The sequence below is a fragment of the Hymenobacter sp. HSC-4F20 genome, assembly GCF_019599275.1.
GTDB lineage: Bacteria > Bacteroidota > Bacteroidia > Cytophagales > Hymenobacteraceae > Hymenobacter.
The window spans coordinates 558,025-575,756 of the sequence record NZ_JAHZTD010000002.1; the positions used below are offsets into that span (position 1 = coordinate 558,025).

At 54.0% G+C, this 17,732-nt stretch carries 29 protein-coding genes; all 29 read right to left on the bottom strand.

Translation table 11 applies throughout. The annotated features are described in order from the left end of the window. Nucleotides 1-320: 320 nt before the first annotated feature. The 29 genes from eno to rplB all read right to left on the bottom strand — a co-directional run bounded on the left by eno (nt 321) and on the right by rplB (nt 17,731). Entirely contained in the window at nt 321-1,592 is a 1,272-nt protein-coding gene (eno, locus tag K3G63_RS12100) for a phosphopyruvate hydratase (protein ID WP_220614383.1), read from the bottom strand. A 141-nt stretch (nt 1,593-1,733) separates the two neighbouring features. Beyond that, on the bottom strand, nt 1,734-2,519 hold the full coding sequence (locus K3G63_RS12105) for a LytTR family DNA-binding domain-containing protein (RefSeq protein ID WP_220614384.1): 786 nt from the start codon (nt 2,517-2,519) through the stop codon (nt 1,734-1,736). Between the two features lie 69 nt (nt 2,520-2,588). Beyond that, entirely contained in the window at nt 2,589-3,608 is a 1,020-nt protein-coding gene (locus K3G63_RS12110) for a sensor histidine kinase (protein ID WP_220614385.1), read from the bottom strand. Nucleotides 3,609-4,037: 429 nt separating this feature from the next. Further along, the gene (gene rplQ, locus K3G63_RS12115; RefSeq protein ID WP_220614386.1) at nt 4,038-4,616 is read right to left on the bottom strand and encodes a 50S ribosomal protein L17; all 579 of its coding nucleotides are present in this window, start codon (nt 4,614-4,616) and stop codon (nt 4,038-4,040) included. 220 nt (nt 4,617-4,836) lie between these two features. After that, entirely contained in the window at nt 4,837-5,826 is a 990-nt protein-coding gene (locus tag K3G63_RS12120; protein WP_220614387.1) for a DNA-directed RNA polymerase subunit alpha, read from the bottom strand. Nucleotides 5,827-5,974: 148 nt separating this feature from the next. Further along, nucleotides 5,975-6,580, bottom strand: coding sequence for a 30S ribosomal protein S4 (rpsD, locus tag K3G63_RS12125; protein ID WP_220614388.1), 606 nt, complete (start codon nt 6,578-6,580; stop codon nt 5,975-5,977). Nucleotides 6,581-6,702: 122 nt separating this feature from the next. Then, the gene (gene rpsK, locus K3G63_RS12130; RefSeq protein ID WP_110977283.1) at nt 6,703-7,095 is read right to left on the bottom strand and encodes a 30S ribosomal protein S11; all 393 of its coding nucleotides are present in this window, start codon (nt 7,093-7,095) and stop codon (nt 6,703-6,705) included. Nucleotides 7,096-7,173: 78 nt separating this feature from the next. Then, nucleotides 7,174-7,551: a 30S ribosomal protein S13 gene (gene rpsM / locus K3G63_RS12135; protein WP_045688471.1), complete on the bottom strand. Its 378-nt coding sequence runs from the start codon at nt 7,549-7,551 to the stop codon at nt 7,174-7,176. A gap of 26 nt (nt 7,552-7,577) precedes the next feature. Next, nucleotides 7,578-7,694 carry a 50S ribosomal protein L36 gene (gene rpmJ, locus K3G63_RS12140; RefSeq protein WP_045688470.1) on the bottom strand — a complete coding sequence of 39 codons (117 nt, stop codon included), beginning with the start codon at nt 7,692-7,694 and terminating at the stop codon, nt 7,578-7,580. Nucleotides 7,695-7,703: 9 nt separating this feature from the next. After that, nucleotides 7,704-7,922 (bottom strand): translation initiation factor IF-1, encoded by a 219-nt coding sequence (gene infA, locus K3G63_RS12145; RefSeq protein ID WP_022822146.1) that lies wholly within the window; start codon nt 7,920-7,922, stop codon nt 7,704-7,706. Between the two features lie 4 nt (nt 7,923-7,926). Further along, nucleotides 7,927-8,697, bottom strand: coding sequence for a type I methionyl aminopeptidase (gene map, locus K3G63_RS12150; protein WP_220614389.1), 771 nt, complete (start codon nt 8,695-8,697; stop codon nt 7,927-7,929). A gap of 1 nt (nt 8,698) precedes the next feature. Next, nucleotides 8,699-10,015, bottom strand: a complete 1,317-nt coding sequence (gene secY / locus K3G63_RS12155; RefSeq protein WP_220614390.1) for a preprotein translocase subunit SecY — start codon at nt 10,013-10,015, stop codon at nt 8,699-8,701. 12 nt (nt 10,016-10,027) lie between these two features. Further along, a complete protein-coding gene (gene rplO, locus K3G63_RS12160; RefSeq protein ID WP_139925678.1) occupies nt 10,028-10,471 on the bottom strand; it encodes a 50S ribosomal protein L15 in 444 nt (147 codons plus the stop codon). A gap of 13 nt (nt 10,472-10,484) precedes the next feature. After that, complete coding sequence (rpmD, locus tag K3G63_RS12165) at nt 10,485-10,664, bottom strand: 50S ribosomal protein L30 (protein WP_110976724.1); 180 nt, start codon at nt 10,662-10,664, stop codon at nt 10,485-10,487. A gap of 6 nt (nt 10,665-10,670) precedes the next feature. Next, the gene (rpsE, locus tag K3G63_RS12170) at nt 10,671-11,276 is read right to left on the bottom strand and encodes a 30S ribosomal protein S5 (RefSeq protein WP_220614391.1); all 606 of its coding nucleotides are present in this window, start codon (nt 11,274-11,276) and stop codon (nt 10,671-10,673) included. A gap of 6 nt (nt 11,277-11,282) precedes the next feature. Then, the gene (rplR, locus tag K3G63_RS12175) at nt 11,283-11,633 is read right to left on the bottom strand and encodes a 50S ribosomal protein L18 (RefSeq protein WP_183402092.1); all 351 of its coding nucleotides are present in this window, start codon (nt 11,631-11,633) and stop codon (nt 11,283-11,285) included. A 9-nt stretch (nt 11,634-11,642) separates the two neighbouring features. Continuing rightward, nucleotides 11,643-12,197, bottom strand: a complete 555-nt coding sequence (gene rplF / locus K3G63_RS12180; protein WP_110976722.1) for a 50S ribosomal protein L6 — start codon at nt 12,195-12,197, stop codon at nt 11,643-11,645. 20 nt (nt 12,198-12,217) lie between these two features. Continuing rightward, entirely contained in the window at nt 12,218-12,616 is a 399-nt protein-coding gene (gene rpsH / locus K3G63_RS12185) for a 30S ribosomal protein S8 (protein ID WP_045688463.1), read from the bottom strand. A gap of 196 nt (nt 12,617-12,812) precedes the next feature. Next, on the bottom strand, nt 12,813-13,082 hold the full coding sequence (rpsN, locus tag K3G63_RS12190; protein ID WP_110976720.1) for a 30S ribosomal protein S14: 270 nt from the start codon (nt 13,080-13,082) through the stop codon (nt 12,813-12,815). Beyond that, on the bottom strand, nt 13,075-13,635 hold the full coding sequence (gene rplE / locus K3G63_RS12195) for a 50S ribosomal protein L5 (RefSeq protein ID WP_220614392.1): 561 nt from the start codon (nt 13,633-13,635) through the stop codon (nt 13,075-13,077). The genes rpsN and rplE overlap by 8 nt, the downstream gene beginning before the upstream one ends. A 14-nt stretch (nt 13,636-13,649) precedes the next feature. Then, nucleotides 13,650-13,913 (bottom strand): 50S ribosomal protein L24, encoded by a 264-nt coding sequence (gene rplX, locus K3G63_RS12200; protein ID WP_139925674.1) that lies wholly within the window; start codon nt 13,911-13,913, stop codon nt 13,650-13,652. Nucleotides 13,914-13,916: 3 nt separating this feature from the next. Further along, entirely contained in the window at nt 13,917-14,285 is a 369-nt protein-coding gene (rplN, locus tag K3G63_RS12205; RefSeq protein WP_110976717.1) for a 50S ribosomal protein L14, read from the bottom strand. Between the two features lies 1 nt (nt 14,286). Next, the gene (rpsQ, locus tag K3G63_RS12210) at nt 14,287-14,577 is read right to left on the bottom strand and encodes a 30S ribosomal protein S17 (RefSeq protein WP_183402090.1); all 291 of its coding nucleotides are present in this window, start codon (nt 14,575-14,577) and stop codon (nt 14,287-14,289) included. Between the two features lie 2 nt (nt 14,578-14,579). Beyond that, entirely contained in the window at nt 14,580-14,792 is a 213-nt protein-coding gene (gene rpmC / locus K3G63_RS12215; RefSeq protein WP_220614393.1) for a 50S ribosomal protein L29, read from the bottom strand. A 5-nt stretch (nt 14,793-14,797) separates the two neighbouring features. Continuing rightward, on the bottom strand, nt 14,798-15,220 hold the full coding sequence (gene rplP, locus K3G63_RS12220) for a 50S ribosomal protein L16 (RefSeq protein ID WP_045688456.1): 423 nt from the start codon (nt 15,218-15,220) through the stop codon (nt 14,798-14,800). Nucleotides 15,221-15,259: 39 nt separating this feature from the next. Continuing rightward, nucleotides 15,260-16,132 (bottom strand): 30S ribosomal protein S3, encoded by an 873-nt coding sequence (gene rpsC / locus K3G63_RS12225; RefSeq protein ID WP_045688455.1) that lies wholly within the window; start codon nt 16,130-16,132, stop codon nt 15,260-15,262. Between the two features lie 5 nt (nt 16,133-16,137). Then, entirely contained in the window at nt 16,138-16,620 is a 483-nt protein-coding gene (rplV, locus tag K3G63_RS12230) for a 50S ribosomal protein L22 (protein WP_220614394.1), read from the bottom strand. Nucleotide 16,621: 1 nt separating this feature from the next. Further along, complete coding sequence (rpsS, locus tag K3G63_RS12235; protein ID WP_044003251.1) at nt 16,622-16,900, bottom strand: 30S ribosomal protein S19; 279 nt, start codon at nt 16,898-16,900, stop codon at nt 16,622-16,624. A gap of 3 nt (nt 16,901-16,903) precedes the next feature. Next, entirely contained in the window at nt 16,904-17,731 is an 828-nt protein-coding gene (rplB, locus tag K3G63_RS12240) for a 50S ribosomal protein L2 (RefSeq protein ID WP_220614395.1), read from the bottom strand. Nucleotide 17,732: the final 1 nt, after the last annotated feature.

A 17,732-nucleotide genomic window follows, 5' to 3' on the forward strand; every position in this document is an offset into this window, starting at 1 on the left:
GCAAGGATGATTAAGTAACTGGCAGGTGCGGGGCCTTCCCCAGGATTTGTAACTGAAGCCTCATATGTTCACGCCGCGCGGGCGTGCCGGAAACACTACAGATTAGGATAAAAACAAGGTAACAGATGCATAAGGTAGCGTTGCCACGGACGCAGACCCGGCAAAAGCTGGCCGCACCCCAGATTTACTCGCTTGTGCTTCCAACCAGGAAAACCGCAATTGGCAACCAGCAGCTGATATAGCCAGCCCAAATATAGAAGAAAGCCGCCGAATGCAAAGGCATCCGGCGGCTTTCTAAAATACTATCTGTCAGGCAGCAATTACATTTTCTTGCCGGGGAAGTATGCCGTTTCGCCCAATTCCTCCTCAATGCGGAGCAACTGGTTGTACTTGGCCATCCGGTCGGAGCGCGAAGCCGAGCCCGTCTTGATCTGACCGGTGTTCAGGGCCACGGCCAGGTCGGAAATAGTGTTATCCTCCGTCTCGCCCGAGCGGTGCGACATAATGCTCTTGTACCCATGGCGGCGGCCTAGGTTAATGGCATCAATCGTTTCGGTCAGAGTACCAATCTGGTTTACTTTGATGAGGATGGCGTTGGCAATTTGCTCATCAATACCGCGCTGCAGACGGTTTACGTTGGTCACGAACAGGTCGTCGCCCACCAGCTGCGTAGTCGAGCCGATGCTGTTGGTCAGGTTTTTCCAGCCCGCCCAGTCGTCCTCGTCCATGCCATCTTCAATGCTGATGATGGGGTACTTCTTGGTCCAGTCGGTCCAGTAGGCTACCATCTCCGCGGAGGTCAGCTTGTCGCCGGTGCTCTTCTTGAAATGGTAGTGTCCATCCTCGTAGAACTCCGAGGCGGCCGCGTCCATGGCAATCATCACGTCGTCGCCGGGTTTGTAACCCGCCGTTTCAATGGCTTGCAACACCACCTTAATGGCATCTTCGTTCGACTTGATATTGGGCGCGAATCCGCCTTCATCGCCTACGTTAGTGCTCAAACCTTGCTTTTTGAGCACGTTTTTGAGGTGATGAAAAATCTCCGTACCCCAGCGTAGCGCCTCTGAGAAGGAAGGGGCGCCAACCGGCATAATCATAAACTCCTGGAAGTCGATGCTGTTGTCGGCGTGCGAGCCGCCGTTCAGGATGTTCATCATTGGTACGGGCAGCGTGGTGGCGTTTACGCCCCCTACGTAGCGATACAGCGGCATGCCTGCTTCAGCAGCAGCGGCGCGGGCAATGGCCAGCGAAGCACCCAGGATAGCATTAGCTCCCAAGTTGGCTTTGTTGGGAGTGCCGTCCAGCTCCAGCATAATCTTGTCGAGCAGGCCCTGCTCGAACACCGAAAAGCCGATCAGCTCTTCGGCAATCTTACTGTTCACGTTTTCCACTGCTTTCAGCACGCCCTTACCCATGTACTTCGACTTGTCGTCGTCGCGCAGCTCTACGGCTTCGTGTTTGCCAGTTGAGGCGCCAGAGGGTACAGCAGCACGGCCTACGGTGCCATTCTCGGTGGTCACATCCACCTCAACTGTTGGGTTGCCGCGGGAATCAAAGATCTGACGAGCGTGGATTTCGGTGATAATGCTCATAAGGAATGAGGAAATGGGGTGAAAAATCGAAGGTCGAAGCCAGACGAGCGCCCGGCAGGCCATTGCGCCGCAAGGTAAAAATTAGCCCCGACCTTTCAGCCCCAGAATTTCGCTATTCCGCCTAGCTGCCCTCGCCCCTCCCTACCCCTCCAGCCAGCGCCGAAACTCGGGCGTCTGGGCAGCACTGGTCGTTAGGGTCACCTCACTGCCGCGCAGCTTCACCACCAGTCGGTTGTTAAAGTAGGGCTCCACCTTTTCTACAAACGCAATATTTACCAGTTCCGAGCGGTTCAGCCGCCCGAACCGCGTCGGGTCCAGTTGCCGCTCCAGCTCGGTCAGCGTGCCTGTCAGGGGAAAGCGGTTGCCGGCCACATCCACGGCAAAGGTTACGCCTTCATCGGCTTGCACGTAGGCCACATCCTCTACCTGCAGCACATAGAGGCCGTTGCGCATGCGCACGGAAAAGCGCTGCTTGTACTGGGGCTGCGTGGTTTGGCGCAGGGCTAGGCTTAGCTCCCGCACCACTTCGGGACTCAACCCGGGGGTAGCAGGCACCGCTGGCACGAAATTTTCGCGCAACAAATGGTACTTGTGTAGCGCTTCCCGGAACTGCTCATACGTATAGGGCTTCAGCAGATACGCAATACCATTGCCCCGAAACGCAGGTAGCAAGAACTGGTCGTAGGCAGTGGTAAAGATAATGGGGCAGGTTACACGGAACTGCTCATAGAGCGAGAAAACATTGCCATCGAGCAGTTCAATATCCGACAGGATTAGCTCCGGCATTGGATTACTCTGCAGCCACACCAAGGCTTTCTTCACGCTCCGCAGCACCGGGGGGGCGCTGCTTACCAGCCCGGCCTGCTCCAGGAACTGCAGAGTTTGCCGGGCCGCCACTTCCTCATCTTCCAGAATCAAAATGTTCATTACCTAGTTACCAGAGTAGTCTGCCAGAAGAAAAGCAAGCGAGTCACGACGCCGGTTGGTCAGGTGCTCTTACAACGACGCGGACCACGTTTGCTTTGGGGATATGACGGGCACGGATACCAGAAAAACCGCTGCGGTATCCACAATAAGAATATCTCGGCCGAATAAGAGCCGGTACCGCTCCCGCAAGTTGGAGAGGCCTGTCCCAGTCGAATCAACAGGCGTGAGCTTGGGCCGCCGCTTGTGGCGCACGGTCAGGGTAGTGGCGGTGGCTTCGATGATAACCTGCAAGGGGTTTTCCTCGTCGCCGGCGTTATGCTTCACGGCGTTTTCCACCAGTAGCTGTAGCGTACCTGGCACTACCAGCAGCCGATTTAGATTAAGCTGCTCGCCTACTTCCCGCCGAAACTCATAGGCGCTACCAAAGCGCTGCCGGAGCAGATAGATATATTCATCCGCAAAGCGCAGTTCCTCCCCTACGCTAACGAAGTCCTCATCCTTGTGTCGGATCAGCATCCGATACAGGCCCGCGAAGTGCGTGAGGTACTCATTGGCAGCCACGGGATCTTGCTGAATCAGGCCGCGCAGTACGTTCAGATTATTAAACAGGAAGTGTGGGTCGATTTGGGCTTTGAGGTGGCGTAGCTCGTTTTCCGCCTGCACTTTTTGCACCAGCATCAGCCGCTGCTGCATCTCAAAATACCGTTTGCCCGTTAGCAACGACGCCAGTAAGCCGTAGCTGACGGTGTGCCGCAGCAGGCCCGTCAGCAAGCCCAGCGGCGTCCAGGAGGCCTTCTCCCCGATTAGCAACAGGTAGCCCCCATTGTAGAGCACGGCACTAGCCAGCAGGAATAGTGGCAGAAAGGTCAGCGCCCGTCGCCAATGCTGCGCCGCTATTATGTTAGGTAGCAACCCGAAAACTACGCAATAGGCCGCCGCCGTATCCAGCACAATATTGTAGGCCATGGCGGCCACTCCCCACATCCAGCCAAACTCATACACGTATCCCGACACTAGGAAAGGCGTAGCTACCAGCCAATAGGCAGCGACCGTCAGAACATCGGAACGGGAAGGATGTTGAAAGAGCATAGCACTGGAAACTGACAGCGAAAATAACACATGCTGCCGGTAGGTTGCCACGCGGCGCCTAAGCTCGAAAAGCTTCTTCTTGGGCGCAAAAACCGAAGCCGTATTCATAGCTGCACCCTACTAGGGTATAATAAATGATGGCCGACCAGTACTGGTCGGCCATAAGAAATGCTACATAAGAATAAACTACTCAATTAACGTCCGGAACAATGGTGCTAGAAATAAGGCTAGTAACGGTACAAAGCACGCTACGGCAGGGCTAACGGCCAGCTTACACCAAGTGAACTGCGGAGAAAAGCCGATGAATTGCGGTAATTTTCCATTTAGTTACCCGTTCGCCTGGGCTACTACAATTTTCAATTCGGACAGATCAATAAAAAAGGGATGCTCTATCTGGAGCATCCCTTTTAAAATCATAAAAATTACTGCTTACGAAGCGGCTTCCTCGTCGGCTTTCGCCTCGTCACGAGTTTCGCCTTCCTGCACCGTCTTGGTAGCAGTGTCCTCGGGAGCAGCAGTTTCTACCACGGCAGCGGGAGCAACCGCTTCACCAGCCGGAGCGTCAGCCTTCTTCTTGCTACGCGAACGGCGGGTAGTGGAAGCCGCAGTCTTAGCTTCACCAGCATTCTTGGCTTCCAGCAGAGTTTCGTTGAAGTCAACCAGCTCAATGATGCACATCTCCGCGTTGTCACCCAGACGAGCATCGCTCAGTTTGATAATACGGGTATAGCCACCGGGACGGCCAGCTACTTTGCTCGACACCGTGCCGAACAGCTCTTTCAGAGCTTCCTTGTTGCCCAGTTCAGCGAATACCAAACGACGCGAGTGCGTGGTGTCGTTCTTCGACTTAGTCAGCAGGGGCTCCACAAACTTGCGCAAGGACTTAGCCTTAGCTACAGTGGTAGTGATACGCTTGTGCAGGATCAGCGACGAAGCCATGTTCGAAAGCATGGCGTTGCGGTGCGAGGCTGTCCGGCCGAGGTGGTTGATGGTTTTACCGTGACGCATAAATTGAAAAAAGCAGTGAGCTTGCGAGCAACGACCACGGCGGAGAGCAGGCTACTAGAGGCTACCATCACATTAGAACCGTTGCCCCTCAGGGCCCACTAGATTAGAAAAGTGTGAAATTGGAGTGCAAAGGTACGAAATACCTAGACATGAAAAATGGGCTGAAGTGAATAAGTGCTTGTGCACCGGCTTCACTTTCAGCCCATTCTCGCGGGTATTGCTATTCCTCGTCGAGCTTGTAACGGCTCAGGTCCATCCCGAAGGTCAGACCTTTTTCTTCTACGAGGTTTTCCAGTTCCGTCAAAGACTTCTTACCGAAGTTGCGGAACTTCATCATATCAGCCATGTCAAGCTGCACCAAGTCGCCGAGGGTTTTGATGTCGGCAGCCTTAAGGCAGTTGTACGCGCGCACACTCAGGTCCATATCCGCCAGCGGCGTCTTCAGCACCTTGCGCATGTGCAGCGTTTCCTCATCCACGGTTTCTTCTTCTTCAGCCTTGGCTGTTTCGAAAGTCATGGTGCTGTCCGAGAACAGCATGAAATGCTGGATCAGGATGTTGGCAGCACCTTTCAGCGCGTCCTCCGGGTGAATAGAACCGTCCGTATGAATCTCGATGAGGAGCTTCTCGTAGTCGGTCTTTTGCTCTACACGGGTATTTTCAATGCTATACTTCACGTTCTTGATGGGCGTGAAGATGGCATCAATGGCAATCTGACCGAACACTTGGTCAGCGGGCTTGTTTTCCTCAGCGGGAACGTAGCCGCGGCCTTTCTGAATCGTAAACTCGAACTCCAGTTCGGTAGCCGGGTCCACGTTGCAAATTACCAACTCCGGGTTCAGCACCTGAAAGCCAGTGGTAAACTTGTTGATGTCGCCGGCCGAGAAGGTATCCTGCCCTTTTACACGCACCGTGATTTTATCCTCGATGGCGTCGCTCACTTTCTTGAAGCGAACCTGCTTTAGGTTCAGGATGATTTCGGACATGTCCTCAATCACCCCTTCAATGGTCATGAACTCGTGCAGAACGCTGTTGGTGCGCACCGACGTGATGGCATAGCCCTCCAGCGACGACAGCAGGATGCGGCGCAGAGCGTTGCCGATCGTGACGCCGTAGCCTTTCTCCAGCGGTTTGAATTCAAACGTTCCGTAGAAGTCGTCGGATTTCTCCATTACCACCTTCTCCGGCATTTGAAAAGCTAAGATTGACATAAGTGGGGCGGTTGAAGTAGTGAATAGCAGACAGTAAGAACGCGGCCAATGTAGCCTAATTTCTTACCGCCTGCTACCCAGTTCCAGTTATAACAAGGAAAAAAGTCGAAGCAGAGAAACGGCCCGGACTGCCGGGCCGTTCCAAAAATTACTTCGAGTACAACTCGACGATGAGCTGTTCCGTGATTTTCTCCGGAATCAGGTCACGCGAGGGGGCGCTGATGAACTTGCCCACCAGCTCCTTGCCGTCCCACTCCAGCCACGAGAAGGCGCGGGCGTTACGGGCGCTCAGGCTCGTCGTAATGGCCTCCAGCGTTTTTGATTTTTCGCGTACGGCCACTACGTCGCCAGCGCGCAGACGGTACGAGGCGATGTTTACTACCTCTCCGTTAACGGTAATGTGCTTGTGCAGAACCAGCTGGCGAGCAGCGCGGCGAGTCGGAGCAATGCCCAGACGGTACACCGTGTTATCAAGGCGCGATTCCAGCAAAGCCAGCAGGTTGTCACCGGTGATGCCGGGCAGGGTAGCAGCCTTGTGGAACAGGTTCTCGAACTGCTTCTCCAGTACGCCGTACATGTACTTTACTTTCTGCTTCTCCATCAGCTGGACAGCGTACTCGCTCTGCTTCTTACGACGACCACGGCCGTGTTGGCCCGGAGGATATGCTTTTTTGCTGAGTGCCTTGCTCGGGCCGAAAATCGGCTCATTGAAGCGACGGGCAATCTTGGTTTTAGGACCAGTATAACGTGCCATTTCGGGATTGTTGAGTGTTGAGGGGGTTGAACCGTTCGAGCCAAGCGGCGACTTGCTTCGCAGGGGTGAGAAGCTGCCGAAACCGGCTCAGGGTAGTCCACCAGGCGGACTGGTTCAATAAATCAAACGCGACGACGTTTGGGCGGACGGCAGCCATTGTGGGGCAGCGGCGTCACGTCCTTAATGGTCGTTACCTCAATACCCACGTTACCCAGCGTACGGATAGCCGATTCACGGCCAGCGCCCGGACCCTTCACAAACACTTCGGCTTTGCGCAGACCAAGGTCGTGAGCAACTTTACCGCAGTCCGTAGCAGCCATCTGAGCTGCGTAGGGGGTGTTCTTCTTCGAACCCCGGAAGCCCATCTTACCAGCCGAAGCCCAGGAAATTACCTGGCCGTTGTTGTTGGTGATGGAGATGATGATGTTGTTGAACGAGGCCTTGATGTGTACCTGACCTACGGGTTCTACAACGACAACGCGCTTTTTGGCTTTGTCTTTTCTTTTTTGTGCCATTTGGTTATCGCAAAAACTGCGGAAGGTGTTGAAGCCTGTCTCTAATACGAAAAGACAGGCCCCGATTCCCGCTACGGATTATTTAGTAGCCTTTTTCTTGCCAGCAACGGTCTTGCGCTTGCCCTTGCGGGTACGCGAATTGTTCTTGGTACGCTGACCACGAACCGGCAGACCTTTGCGGTGACGCAGACCCCGGTAGCAACCGATGTCCATCAGGCGCTTGATGTTCAGCTGCACTTCTGAGCGCAGCACACCTTCGGTCTTATACTCGGCGGCAATCACGCCGCGGATTTCGCCAGCTTCAGCTTCAGTCCAGTCTTTCACCTTTTTGTTCAGGTCAACGCCTGCTTTGGTGAGAATCTGCTGAGCAGAAGGACGGCCAATGCCGAAGATGTAGGTCAGCGCGATTTCGCCGCGCTTGTTGTCTGGGATGTCTACCCCTGCAATACGAGCCATGTGCTTTCTTGAAAAGTCTGGTGCTACTAGCCCTGACGCTGCTTATAGCGCGGGTTCTTTTTGTTAATCACGTAGAGCTTGCCCTTGCGGCGGATGATCTTGCAATCAACGCTACGCTTCTTTACTGACGCTTTGACTTTCATGTCGTCGGGTTATTTGTAACGGTACACAATTCGTCCCTTCGACAAATCGTAGGGCGACATTTCGAGTTTTACCTTATCTCCCGGCAGGATCTTGATGTAGTGCATCCGCATCTTACCCGAGATATGGGCAATCAGCTGGTGACCATTTTCCAGCTCCACGCGGAACATGGCGTTGGATAAGGCTTCCAGGATAACACCGTCCTGCTCAATGGAAGTTTGTTTGGCCATAAGGCTACTGTAAGGCTTTTTCTATGTATTCGAAGGAGGTAAGTATTTCCGCCTTGTCTTTGCGAACAACTACAGTGTGCTCAAAGTGCGCTGAAGGTTTCAGATCTTTGGTTCGGATAGTCCAGCCATCCTTTTCCTGAATCACATCCTTTTTGCCGAGGTTCACCATAGGTTCAATGGCAAGCACTAGTCCAGTCTGCAGCTTTAGGCCCGCACCACGTTTGCCGTAGTTTGGTACCTCAGGCCGCTCGTGCAGCTTTTTACCAATGCCATGACCGACTAGCTCTCTGACTACCCCGTAACCTTGCTTCTCAACATGGTTTTGAATAGCGTAGCTCACGTCACCCATTCGGTTACCAGCCACTGCTTGCTCAATACCGAGATACAGCGACTTTTTGGTTTCCTCCAGCAGCTTAGTCACTTCCGGTGCCACCTCCCCTACTGGGTGAGTGTAGGCACTGTCCGCGTGGTAGCCGTTAAGCAAAACTCCGCAGTCAATCGAAACAACATCACCACTTTTCAGCGTGTAGCCGCCTGGAAAACCATGCACTACTACCGAGTTAGGAGAGATGCAGAGGCTATACTCAAATCCGTTGTATCCCTTGAACGAAGGCTGGCCGCCATGGTCCCGGATGAATTCCTCAGCTCGCTGATCCAGCGCACGTGTGGTAATTCCTTCCTGAATCATGCTGGCTACTTCGCCGTGAGCTTGGGCTAGCACTTTTGCGCTAGCCCGCATGAGTTCTATTTCTTCCTCAGTCTTGTAAAAAATCATCTTACGAAGCGAGGGCAATATTTTGTGAGCGGCCCCGCACCTTACCAGTTTTCATCATGCCATCATAGTGACGCATGAGGAGGTAGCTCTTCACTTGGTTCATGGTATCTAGCACTACCCCCACCATGATGATAAGCGAAGTACCACCATAAAACTGGGCGAATGGTCGAGTTATACCAGCCACTGTAGCCAAGGAGGGTAGAATGGCAATAACAGCCAGCGCAACTGCACCAGGCAGTGTGATACGGGTCAGCACTTCATCAATGTACTCCGAAGTATCACGTCCAGGCTTTACACCTGGGATGAATCCACCACTACGCTTCAGGTCATCCGCAATCTGATTAGGATTGACGCTAATAGCTGTGTAGAAATACGTGAAGATGATGATAAGCAAACCGAACACGACGTTATACACCCAGTGGTTTGGTTGGAACCAAGTACCAATGAGTGTCGCTGCGTCGCTGTTTTTGTTCCAAGCGGAGGCAGCAATAGCCGGCACGAACATCAGCGACTGAGCGAATATAATCGGCATAACACCAGCCGCATTCACTTTCATCGGAATGTATTGCCGCTGTGAACTGAGGCTGGCGGCGCCACCAATTTGCTTAGCGTATTGTACCGGGATTTGACGAACAGCCTGCGTAAGGATGATAACCGCCATAACCACCAGAAATAATACTACCAGCTCAACTAAGAAAATTAACGAGCCGCGCATAGTTCGGGCTGTAGCTTCCCCAATCAATGCACCAGGCAGGCGCGATACAATCCCGATCATGATAATCATGGAGATACCGTTGCCAATGCCTTTGTCAGTAATCTTTTCTCCTAGCCACATGCAAAACAGCGTCCCCGCCGTTACAATCATGGCTGTAGAGACTGTAAAGAAGACACCGGGATTCACGATGGCTTCTGCATTGATGGTAGCGATAAAGCCGACAGACTGTAGCGCTACAATCGGGATTGTGAGAATACGCGTGTACTGGTTGATCTTCTTACGTCCCGATTCTCCTTCCTTCTGCAATTTTTGAAAGTAAGGAACGGCAATCGTCAGCAGCTGCAATACGATTGACGCCGAGATATAAGGCATGATGCCCAGCGCGAAGATTGACGCATGGCTGAAGGCCCCACCGAGCAGTGTATCCAGGATACCCAAGACTCCGGTAGCGCCTCCTTGTGTGAGCCGGGTCGGATCGACGCCGGGGAGCACCACGTAAGAACCCAGCCGGTAAATGGCAATGAAAAAAAGCGTATTGAAGATCCGCATACGCAGATCTTCAATCGCAAAAATGTTCTTAATCGTGGTGATGAACTTGTTCATTGCCAGTCAGGCTTACAGCGTCACAGCTTTGCCACCTGCTTTTTCGATAGCTTCAACAGCTGATTTCGAGAAAGCATGAGCGTGTACTTCTAGTGCTTTGGTGATTTCACCGCGGCCCAGAACTTTGATCTTGGCGTTTTTCGAAGCCAAGCCAGCCGTTACAAAGAATGTAGCGTCCAGTGTAGTGGTGCCATTCTCAGTGAGAGCAGCCAGCACGTCAAGGTTGACGGCTTTATACTCCACGCGGTTGATGTTCTTGAAACCAAATTTCGGTACCCGGCGCTGCAGAGGCATCTGACCGCCTTCGAAACCCGACTTCTTGGAGTAACCCGAACGGGACTTGGCACCTTTATGACCGCGCGTAGACGTGCCGCCACGGCCGGAACCCGTACCACGGCCAATACGCTTTTCATTGCGTGTGGAGCCAGCGGCGGGTTGGAGATTGCTGAGATTCATTTTCGGGAGATTCCTAGAGTTCGGTTACTTCCAACAGGTGCTTCACGGCATCAATCATACCAGCTACCTGGGGGGTGTTTTCCACCGCTTTGGTGCTGCCGATCTTGCCAAGGCCGAGAGCCTTTACAGTGCGCTTCTGCCGCTCAGGGCGGTCAATAACGCTCTTAACGAGTTTAATTTGGATCTGCGCCATCTGCTCTTAGCCGTTAAACACTTGGGAGAGAGTGATGCCGCGAGCCTGTGCAATCTGCATGGGGTCACGCATCTTCAACAGAGCATCGAAGGTAGCCTTTACCACGTTGTGGGGGTTCGACGAGCCTTTCGACTTAGCGAGTACATCTTTAATACCGGCGCTTTCGAATACGGCACGCATAGCACCGCCTGCAATTACACCCGTACCAGCGGCGGCCGGCTGAACCAGCACGAAACCACCCGAGTACTTTCCTTCCATTACGTGAGGAACCGTGTGCTTGTACAGAGGTACTTTCACCAGGTTCTTCTTCGCGTCGTCAATGCCTTTGGCAATGGCGTCGGTTACTTCGTTGGCTTTACCCAGGCCGTAGCCTACGGTGCCATTGCCGTCACCTACTACCACGATAGCCGAGAAGCTGAAGCGACGACCACCTTTTACCACTTTAGCTACGCGGTTGATAGCAACCACTTTTTCTTTTAGATCGGAATCACCGGTACGCGACTGCTCAGCGTTCCGGTCGTTACCGCCGCGACGGTCGTTGCCACCACCCCGACGGTCGTTACCGCCACGGTCATTGCCACCACCACGGTTGCCGTTGTTAAATTCTGCCATGATGAGTTAGAAATTGAGGCCGCCTTCGCGGGCTCCTTCTGCCAATGATTTTACGCGGCCGTGGTAGAGGTAACCGGAACGGTCAAATACCACTTTCGAAATTCCTTTTGCCTGAGCACGGGCGGCAATTTCTTTGCCGACTGCGGCGGCGAGGGCTACTCCGTTGCCCCCTTCCACCGAAACGTGCTTCGAGGAAGCAGACGCCAGCGTGTGACCCTTCGTGTCGTCAATAATCTGGGCGTAGATGCCCGTGTTGCTACGAAAGACCGACAGACGCGGACGCTCGGACGTGCCAGCGACCTTAGTGCGGATGATGCGCTGGATCCGTTTTCTTCTAGTTGCTTTATCGAAAGCCATGGTGTGATGTTATTTCGAAGCCGTTTTACCAGCCTTACGACGAATCTGCTCACCCACGAAGCGCACGCCTTTGCCTTTGTAGGGCTCAACTTTGCGCAGCGAGCGAATCTTGGCGGCTACCTGGCCTAGCAGTTGCTTGTCAATGCTAGTCAGCGTAACGATAGGGTTCTTACCTTTTTCCGTTACAGCCGTTGCCGTTACTTCCTTGGGCAGAGCTAGGAAGATGTTGTGCGAGTAACCCAACGAAAGCTCTAGGGTAGTACCCGACATCGAAGCCTTATAACCTACACCTACCAACTCCAGCTTCTCTTCTAAACCATTGCTAACCCCGTTAACAGCGTTGTTCAACAACGAACGGTAGAGGCCGTGCATGGCTTTGTGGCGCTTCTGCTCAGTAGGGCGAGTCACTACCAGCTGACCATCTTCGGTAGCTACAGTAATGTCGCGGTCAACCGGAACGGTCAGGGTGCCTTTCGGACCCTTCACGGTTACCGTGTTTTCGTTGCTCACTTCAACCTGCACGTTAGTGGGCAGGCTGATGGGCAGTTTACCAATGCGTGACATAGTCTCGTTTTCCTTTCAGATTAGTAGACGTAGCACAGCACTTCGCCGCCCACGTTCTCGGCTTTCGCCTCTTTCTCAGTCATTACGCCTTTCGACGTCGACAGAATCGCAATGCCCAAGCCACTTAATACGCGCGGCAGGTTCTCCACGTGAGCGTACTGGCGCAGACCCGGGGTGCTGATACGCTCCAGCTTCGTGATGGCAGGTTTTTTAGTGGCCGGGTTATACTTCAGCGCGATTTTGATCGTGCCCTGTACTGCGGCGTCATCAAACCGGTAGCTCTGAATGTAGCCCTTCTTATAGAGCACCTTCGTAATCTCCTTTTTGATGTTGCTGGCCGGAATTTCTACTACCCGGTGGTTGGCCTTAATGGCATTGCGCACCCGGGTGAGGTAGTCGGCAATTGGATCTGTGTTCATTTGATTATGAAAATGAAGCGCCCATTTTTAGGGAGCCGCAAAGATATGAAAATTTCGCCGCCACGGAAAGAGGCGACGAAATTTTCGGTTAAGACTACTCAACTCGGCCTTTAAAGGCTCGGCTGATGGTTTCTTTCGGCAACCTGCCAAATAACAATGCCTTACAGAAAACTCTGGTTTGGCAAGGACAGCGGTACTACCAGCTGGATTTGGTTACACCGGGGATTTTGCCGGCGAGAGCCATTTCGCGGAAACGCACGCGGCTGATGCCGAACTTACGCATATAACCACGGGGGCGGCCGTCAATCTTGTCGCGGTTGTGCAGGCGCACGGGCGAAGCATTGCGGGGCAGCTTATCCAGAGCTTCGTAGTCGCCAGCCTCTTTCAGAGCCTTGCGCTTCTCAGCGTAACGGGCTACGGTAGCAATACGCTTCCGCTCCCGTGCTTTCATTGATTCCTTAGCCATTGTTCTGTTTCTTGGCGTTAGCGAACGGCATTCCGAAGGCGCGCAGCAACTCGTAGCTCTGCTCGTCGTTTTCAGCCGTCGTTACGAAGGTAATATCCATACCGGCAATTGACTTGATTTTGTCAATCGAAATTTCCGGGAAGATAATCTGCTCCTTGATACCCAGGGTATAGTTACCACGGCCATCGAAGCCCTTATCGTTGATGCCTTTGAAGTCACGAACGCGGGGCAGAGCAACCGTCAGCAGACGGTCGAGGAATTCGTACATCTGGTTGCCACGCAGGGTAACACGGGCCCCGATGGGCATGCCTTCGCGCAGCTTGAAGTTCGACACCGAACGCTTCGCAATGGTCGGAACAGCTTTCTGACCGGTGATTACCGTCAGTTCGTCCACGCCATTATCCACTAGCTTCTTGTCGGCTACTGCCGCCCCGATGCCGCGGTTGATGCAGATCTTGGTAATACGCGGTACCTGCATAATGCTCTTGAACTGGAATTTCTCCTGGAGCGCAGGTACTACTTCGTTTTGATATTTATCTTTCAGTCGAGCCATGGTCGTAGAGCGGGTTAGGCGTTGGTCGATTCAACGCGCTTCACGTTGCTCACGTGAATCGGTGCCTCGATCTTGGTGATGCCGCCCTGGGGGTTCTTCGCACTGGGTTTGTTGTGCTTAGTTGCCAGGTTCAGGCCTTCCACGATAACACGCTGCGTCGAACGGTTCACCGATTTGATTACACCGGTTTTGCCTTTCTCGTCGCCGGAAATCACCAGAACGGTGTCACCAGTTTTTACGTGCAGTTTCGCGGGCGTTGCTTTCGTTTTCGTTGCCATTGCTTAGAGAACTTCAGGAGCCAGCGAAACAATCTTCATGAACTGCTTTTCACGCAGTTCGCGGGCCACGGGGCCGAAGATGCGGGTACCGCGGGGCTCGTCGTTATTATTGAGCAGTACAGCAGCGTTGTCGTCGAAGCGGATGTACGAACCGTCTTTGCGGCGTACTTCTTTCTTCGTGCGAACTACTACTGCCTTCGATACAGCGCCTTTCTTGGCGTTACCGGAGGGAATAGCCGACTTGATTGCTACTACAATCTTGTCGCCTACACTGGCGTATTTCTTGCCCGTGCCACCGAGGACACGAATGCAGAGAACTTCTTTGGCGCCGCTGTTATCAGCGACGGTCAGACGGGATTCTTGCTGTATCATCTTACTTGGCGCGTTCTACGATTTCTACCAGTCTCCAGCGTTTGTTCTTGCTCAGCGGACGGGTCGACATGATGCGAACCGTATCCCCTTCGCCGCATTCGTTATTCTCGTCGTGGGCCATGAACTTGGTCGACTTGGTAACGAACTTACCGTAGATCGGGTGTTTGATTTTGCTTTCTACCACTACCGTGATGGATTTGTCCATCTTGGAGGAAGAAACGCGCCCGATGATTTCTTTACGCAGGTTCCGCTCGGTAGCGGTCGTTGCCTGCTGTTCTTCGTTGCTTGCCATCGTTAGTTAGCAGAGTTAGTAGCCTGCTCGTTCTCGCGACGCTTCAACTCGGTCAGCAGACGGGCGACATTTTTGCGGGCTTGCTTCAGACGAATCGGATTTTCCAAGGGCGAGATGGCGTGCGCGAAGCGCAGGTTCTGGCCGTTGGTCTGCTCCGTCTTGATTTGGTTTTTGAGGTCCTCCAGGGAGAGGGCGCGGATTTCGGTGTTCTTCATCTTGCTTAAGCTTCTTGATAGTCGCGACGAACAACAAACGAGGTACGCACCGGCAGCTTCTGAGCGGCCAGACGCAGCGACTCCTGCGCCACTTCCAGCGAAACGCCGTCCGATTCGAAGAGAATGGTGCCGGGCTTCACTACAGCTACCCAGTACTCGGGTGAACCTTTACCCTTACCCATCCGAACCTCAGCGGGCTTCTTGGTGATTGGCTTATCCGGGAAAATGCGGATCCATACTTGACCTTCGCGTTTCATGGCGCGGGTCATGGCAATACGGGCAGCCTCAATCTGGCGAGCCGTAATCCATGCTTGTTCCAGCGACTTGATAGCGAACGAACCGAAGTCAATGGAGCTGCCGCGGTGGGCTAAGCCATGCACGCGACCCTTTTGCATCTTGCGATACTTGGTCCTTTTCGGTTGTAACATGAGTTATCTTGAATTGAAATTCGAGAGAAATGAAAAAGGCTAGCGACGGGGAGCACCACCGCCTTGGCCGCCACGGTTCTGGCCACCGCCGCCACCGCGACGCTGTCCACCACCTTGACCGCCCCGGTTATCACCGCCACGGCCTTCGCCACCACGGTCGTTCCGGTCACGACGCGGACCACGGTCACCGCCCCGGTCGCCACGCTCACCGCGCGGGCCACGGTCGTTGCCACGGCTTTCGCCACCCTGGCCACCGGCAGGCTGCTGGTTCGGGGAGAGGTCAGGCTTGCCGAATACTTCACCACGCATAACCCACACCTTGATGCCGATTTTGCCATACACCGTCTGAGCTTCCGACAGAGCATAGTCAATGTCAGCACGCAGGGTGTGCAGCGGGGTGCGGCCTTCTTTGTACTGCTCGGAACGAGCAATTTCAGCGCCACCCAGACGGCCACCGCACTGAATCTTGATGCCCTCGGCACCAACGCGCAGCGCAGCCTGAATCGCCATTTTCATAGCGCGACGGAACGAGATACGAGCCTGGAGCTGCTGAGCAATGCTCTCTCCTACCAGCTTAGCGTCGAGTTCCGGACGCTTGATCTCGAAGATGTTGATCTGAACGTCTTTGCCGGTAATCTGCTTCAGCTCGTCCTTGATCTTATCAACCTCAGCACCACCCTTACCGATTACTACACCCGGACGGGCCGTGTTGATGGTAATGGTTACGCGCTTCAGCGTGCGCTCGATTACGATGCGGCTGATGCCACCTTTCGGGATACGAGCGTTGATGTATTTGCGGATTTTTTCGTCCTCAACCAGCTTGTCGGCAAAGTCCTTGCCGCCGTACCAGTTCGAGTCCCATCCTTTGATGACACCCAGACGGAAGCCAACCGGATTTACTTTCTGTCCCATAGTGCTTATGCGGTGGCTTCTGCCGTGTTTTCGTTGGATTTCTTAGCCGAGCTGCGACGAGTTTTCTTGGGAGCCTCGTCAACAACGGTAGCAGCTGGTTTAGTTTCAGCAGCCTGCCTAGCAGCAGCTTTGCTACCCAGCGGTTCTACTTTGCTATCGATTACCAGCGTCACGTGGTTGCTGCGCTTGCGGATGCGGTGGCCACGACCCTGGGGGGCGGGGCGCAGACGCTTCAGCTGACGGCCTTCGTCCACGAAAATCTCTTTGATGTAGAGGTTGGCATCTTCGATGCGCTCATCCTCGTTCTTCTGCTGCCAGTTAGCCAAAGCCGACAGGAGCAGCTTCTCAACGCGAGCAGCACCAGAGTTAGCCTCGAATTTCAGCAGGCCGAGGGCACGGGTTACTTTCTGACCGCGCACCAGGTTGGCCACCAAGCGCATCTTGCGCGGCGAGGTGGGCACATTACGGAGTTTAGCTACTGCTTCCATCTTAGCGCTTGCCTTTATCTTTCTTGGCAATGTGGCCGCGGAAGTTACGGGTCGGGGCAAACTCGCCGAGTTTGTGTCCTACCATGTTCTCCGTCACATATACCGGGATGAACTTATTGCCGTTGTGCACGGCGAAGGTGTGGCCAACGAAATCCGGAGAAATCATCGAGCGGCGCGACCAAGTCTTCACCACCGACTTTTTGCCGGACTCATCCATTGCCGTTACTTTCTTCTCGAGCCGGAAGTCAATGTACGGCCCTTTTTTTAGTGAACGTGCCATTGCTTACTTCTTGCCTTTGCGGTTAACGATGAGCTGCTCGGAGTACTTGTTCTTGTTCCGGGTCTTCTGGCCTTTCGAGAAGATACCGTTACGGCTGCGCGGGTGACCACCCGACGACTTACCTTCACCACCACCCATGGGGTGATCGACAGGGTTCATAGCGACACCACGAACGCGCGGACGACGGCCCAACCAACGGTTACGACCAGCTTTGCCGAGACGTACATTCATGTGGTCACCGTTCGAAACGGTACCAACCGTAGCCATGCAGGTAACCAGTACCATGCGCATCTCACCGGAAGGCAGTTTCAGGGTAGCATACTTGTCTTCGCGAGCTACCAACTGAGCGTACGTGCCAGCGGAACGGGCCATAGCAGCACCGCCACCGGGCATCAACTCGATGTTGTGCACGATAGTACCCAGCGGAATTTCACGCAGGGGCAGGGCATTGCCTACCTCCGGAGCTACGCCCGAACCCGATACTACCGTTGCCCCTACGGCTAGGCCGGCGGGAGCAATGATATAGCGCTTCTCGCCGTCAGCGTACTGCAGCAAAGCAATACGGGCGGTGCGGTTGGGGTCGTACTCAATCGTCTTCACCGTAGCGGGCACCGTGGCCTTGTCACGCTTGAAGTCGATGATACGGTACTTGGCTTTATGACCACCGCCGATGTAGCGGTTGGACATTTTGCCCGAGTTGTTACGGCCACCGGAGTTTTTGAGGGGTGCCAACAGCGACTTCTCCGGCGTCGACGCAGTAATCTCGTCGAAGGCCGGGGCGATGCGGAAGCGCTGACCCGGTGATGTTGGTCTTAGTTTTTTGAGTGCCATT

Bases quoted from the DNA above. Each gene is read 5' to 3' on its own strand.
- eno (WP_220614383.1), bottom strand. From the start codon at position 1,592: ATGAGCATTATCACCGAAATCCACGCTCGTCAGATCTTTGATTCCCGC.
- K3G63_RS12105 (WP_220614384.1), bottom strand. From the start codon at position 2,519: ATGAACATTTTGATTCTGGAAGATGAGGAAGTGGCGGCCCGGCAAACT.
- K3G63_RS12110 (WP_220614385.1), bottom strand. From the start codon at position 3,608: ATGCTCTTTCAACATCCTTCCCGTTCCGATGTTCTGACGGTCGCTGCC.
- rplQ (WP_220614386.1), bottom strand. From the start codon at position 4,616: ATGCGTCACGGTAAAACCATCAACCACCTCGGCCGGACAGCCTCGCAC.
- K3G63_RS12120 (WP_220614387.1), bottom strand. From the start codon at position 5,826: ATGTCAATCTTAGCTTTTCAAATGCCGGAGAAGGTGGTAATGGAGAAA.
- rpsD (WP_220614388.1), bottom strand. From the start codon at position 6,580: ATGGCACGTTATACTGGTCCTAAAACCAAGATTGCCCGTCGCTTCAAT.
- rpsK (WP_110977283.1), bottom strand. From the start codon at position 7,095: ATGGCACAAAAAAGAAAAGACAAAGCCAAAAAGCGCGTTGTCGTTGTA.
- rpsM (WP_045688471.1), bottom strand. From the start codon at position 7,551: ATGGCTCGTATTGCAGGGGTAGACATCCCAGACAACAAGCGCGGCGAA.
- rpmJ (WP_045688470.1), bottom strand. From the start codon at position 7,694: ATGAAAGTCAAAGCGTCAGTAAAGAAGCGTAGCGTTGATTGCAAGATC.
- infA (WP_022822146.1), bottom strand. From the start codon at position 7,922: ATGGCCAAACAAACTTCCATTGAGCAGGACGGTGTTATCCTGGAAGCC.
- map (WP_220614389.1), bottom strand. From the start codon at position 8,697: ATGATTTTTTACAAGACTGAGGAAGAAATAGAACTCATGCGGGCTAGC.
- secY (WP_220614390.1), bottom strand. From the start codon at position 10,015: ATGAACAAGTTCATCACCACGATTAAGAACATTTTTGCGATTGAAGAT.
- rplO (WP_139925678.1), bottom strand. From the start codon at position 10,471: ATGAATCTCAGCAATCTCCAACCCGCCGCTGGCTCCACACGCAATGAA.
- rpmD (WP_110976724.1), bottom strand. From the start codon at position 10,664: ATGGCGCAGATCCAAATTAAACTCGTTAAGAGCGTTATTGACCGCCCT.
- rpsE (WP_220614391.1), bottom strand. From the start codon at position 11,276: ATGGCAGAATTTAACAACGGCAACCGTGGTGGTGGCAATGACCGTGGC.
- rplR (WP_183402092.1), bottom strand. From the start codon at position 11,633: ATGGCTTTCGATAAAGCAACTAGAAGAAAACGGATCCAGCGCATCATC.
- rplF (WP_110976722.1), bottom strand. From the start codon at position 12,197: ATGTCACGCATTGGTAAACTGCCCATCAGCCTGCCCACTAACGTGCAG.
- rpsH (WP_045688463.1), bottom strand. From the start codon at position 12,616: ATGAACACAGATCCAATTGCCGACTACCTCACCCGGGTGCGCAATGCC.
- rpsN (WP_110976720.1), bottom strand. From the start codon at position 13,082: ATGGCTAAGGAATCAATGAAAGCACGGGAGCGGAAGCGTATTGCTACC.
- rplE (WP_220614392.1), bottom strand. From the start codon at position 13,635: ATGGCTCGACTGAAAGATAAATATCAAAACGAAGTAGTACCTGCGCTC.
- rplX (WP_139925674.1), bottom strand. From the start codon at position 13,913: ATGGCAACGAAAACGAAAGCAACGCCCGCGAAACTGCACGTAAAAACT.
- rplN (WP_110976717.1), bottom strand. From the start codon at position 14,285: ATGATACAGCAAGAATCCCGTCTGACCGTCGCTGATAACAGCGGCGCC.
- rpsQ (WP_183402090.1), bottom strand. From the start codon at position 14,577: ATGGCAAGCAACGAAGAACAGCAGGCAACGACCGCTACCGAGCGGAAC.
- rpmC (WP_220614393.1), bottom strand. From the start codon at position 14,792: ATGAAGAACACCGAAATCCGCGCCCTCTCCCTGGAGGACCTCAAAAAC.
- rplP (WP_045688456.1), bottom strand. From the start codon at position 15,220: ATGTTACAACCGAAAAGGACCAAGTATCGCAAGATGCAAAAGGGTCGC.
- rpsC (WP_045688455.1), bottom strand. From the start codon at position 16,132: ATGGGACAGAAAGTAAATCCGGTTGGCTTCCGTCTGGGTGTCATCAAA.
- rplV (WP_220614394.1), bottom strand. From the start codon at position 16,620: ATGGAAGCAGTAGCTAAACTCCGTAATGTGCCCACCTCGCCGCGCAAG.
- rpsS (WP_044003251.1), bottom strand. From the start codon at position 16,900: ATGGCACGTTCACTAAAAAAAGGGCCGTACATTGACTTCCGGCTCGAG.
- rplB (WP_220614395.1), bottom strand. From the start codon at position 17,731: ATGGCACTCAAAAAACTAAGACCAACATCACCGGGTCAGCGCTTCCGC.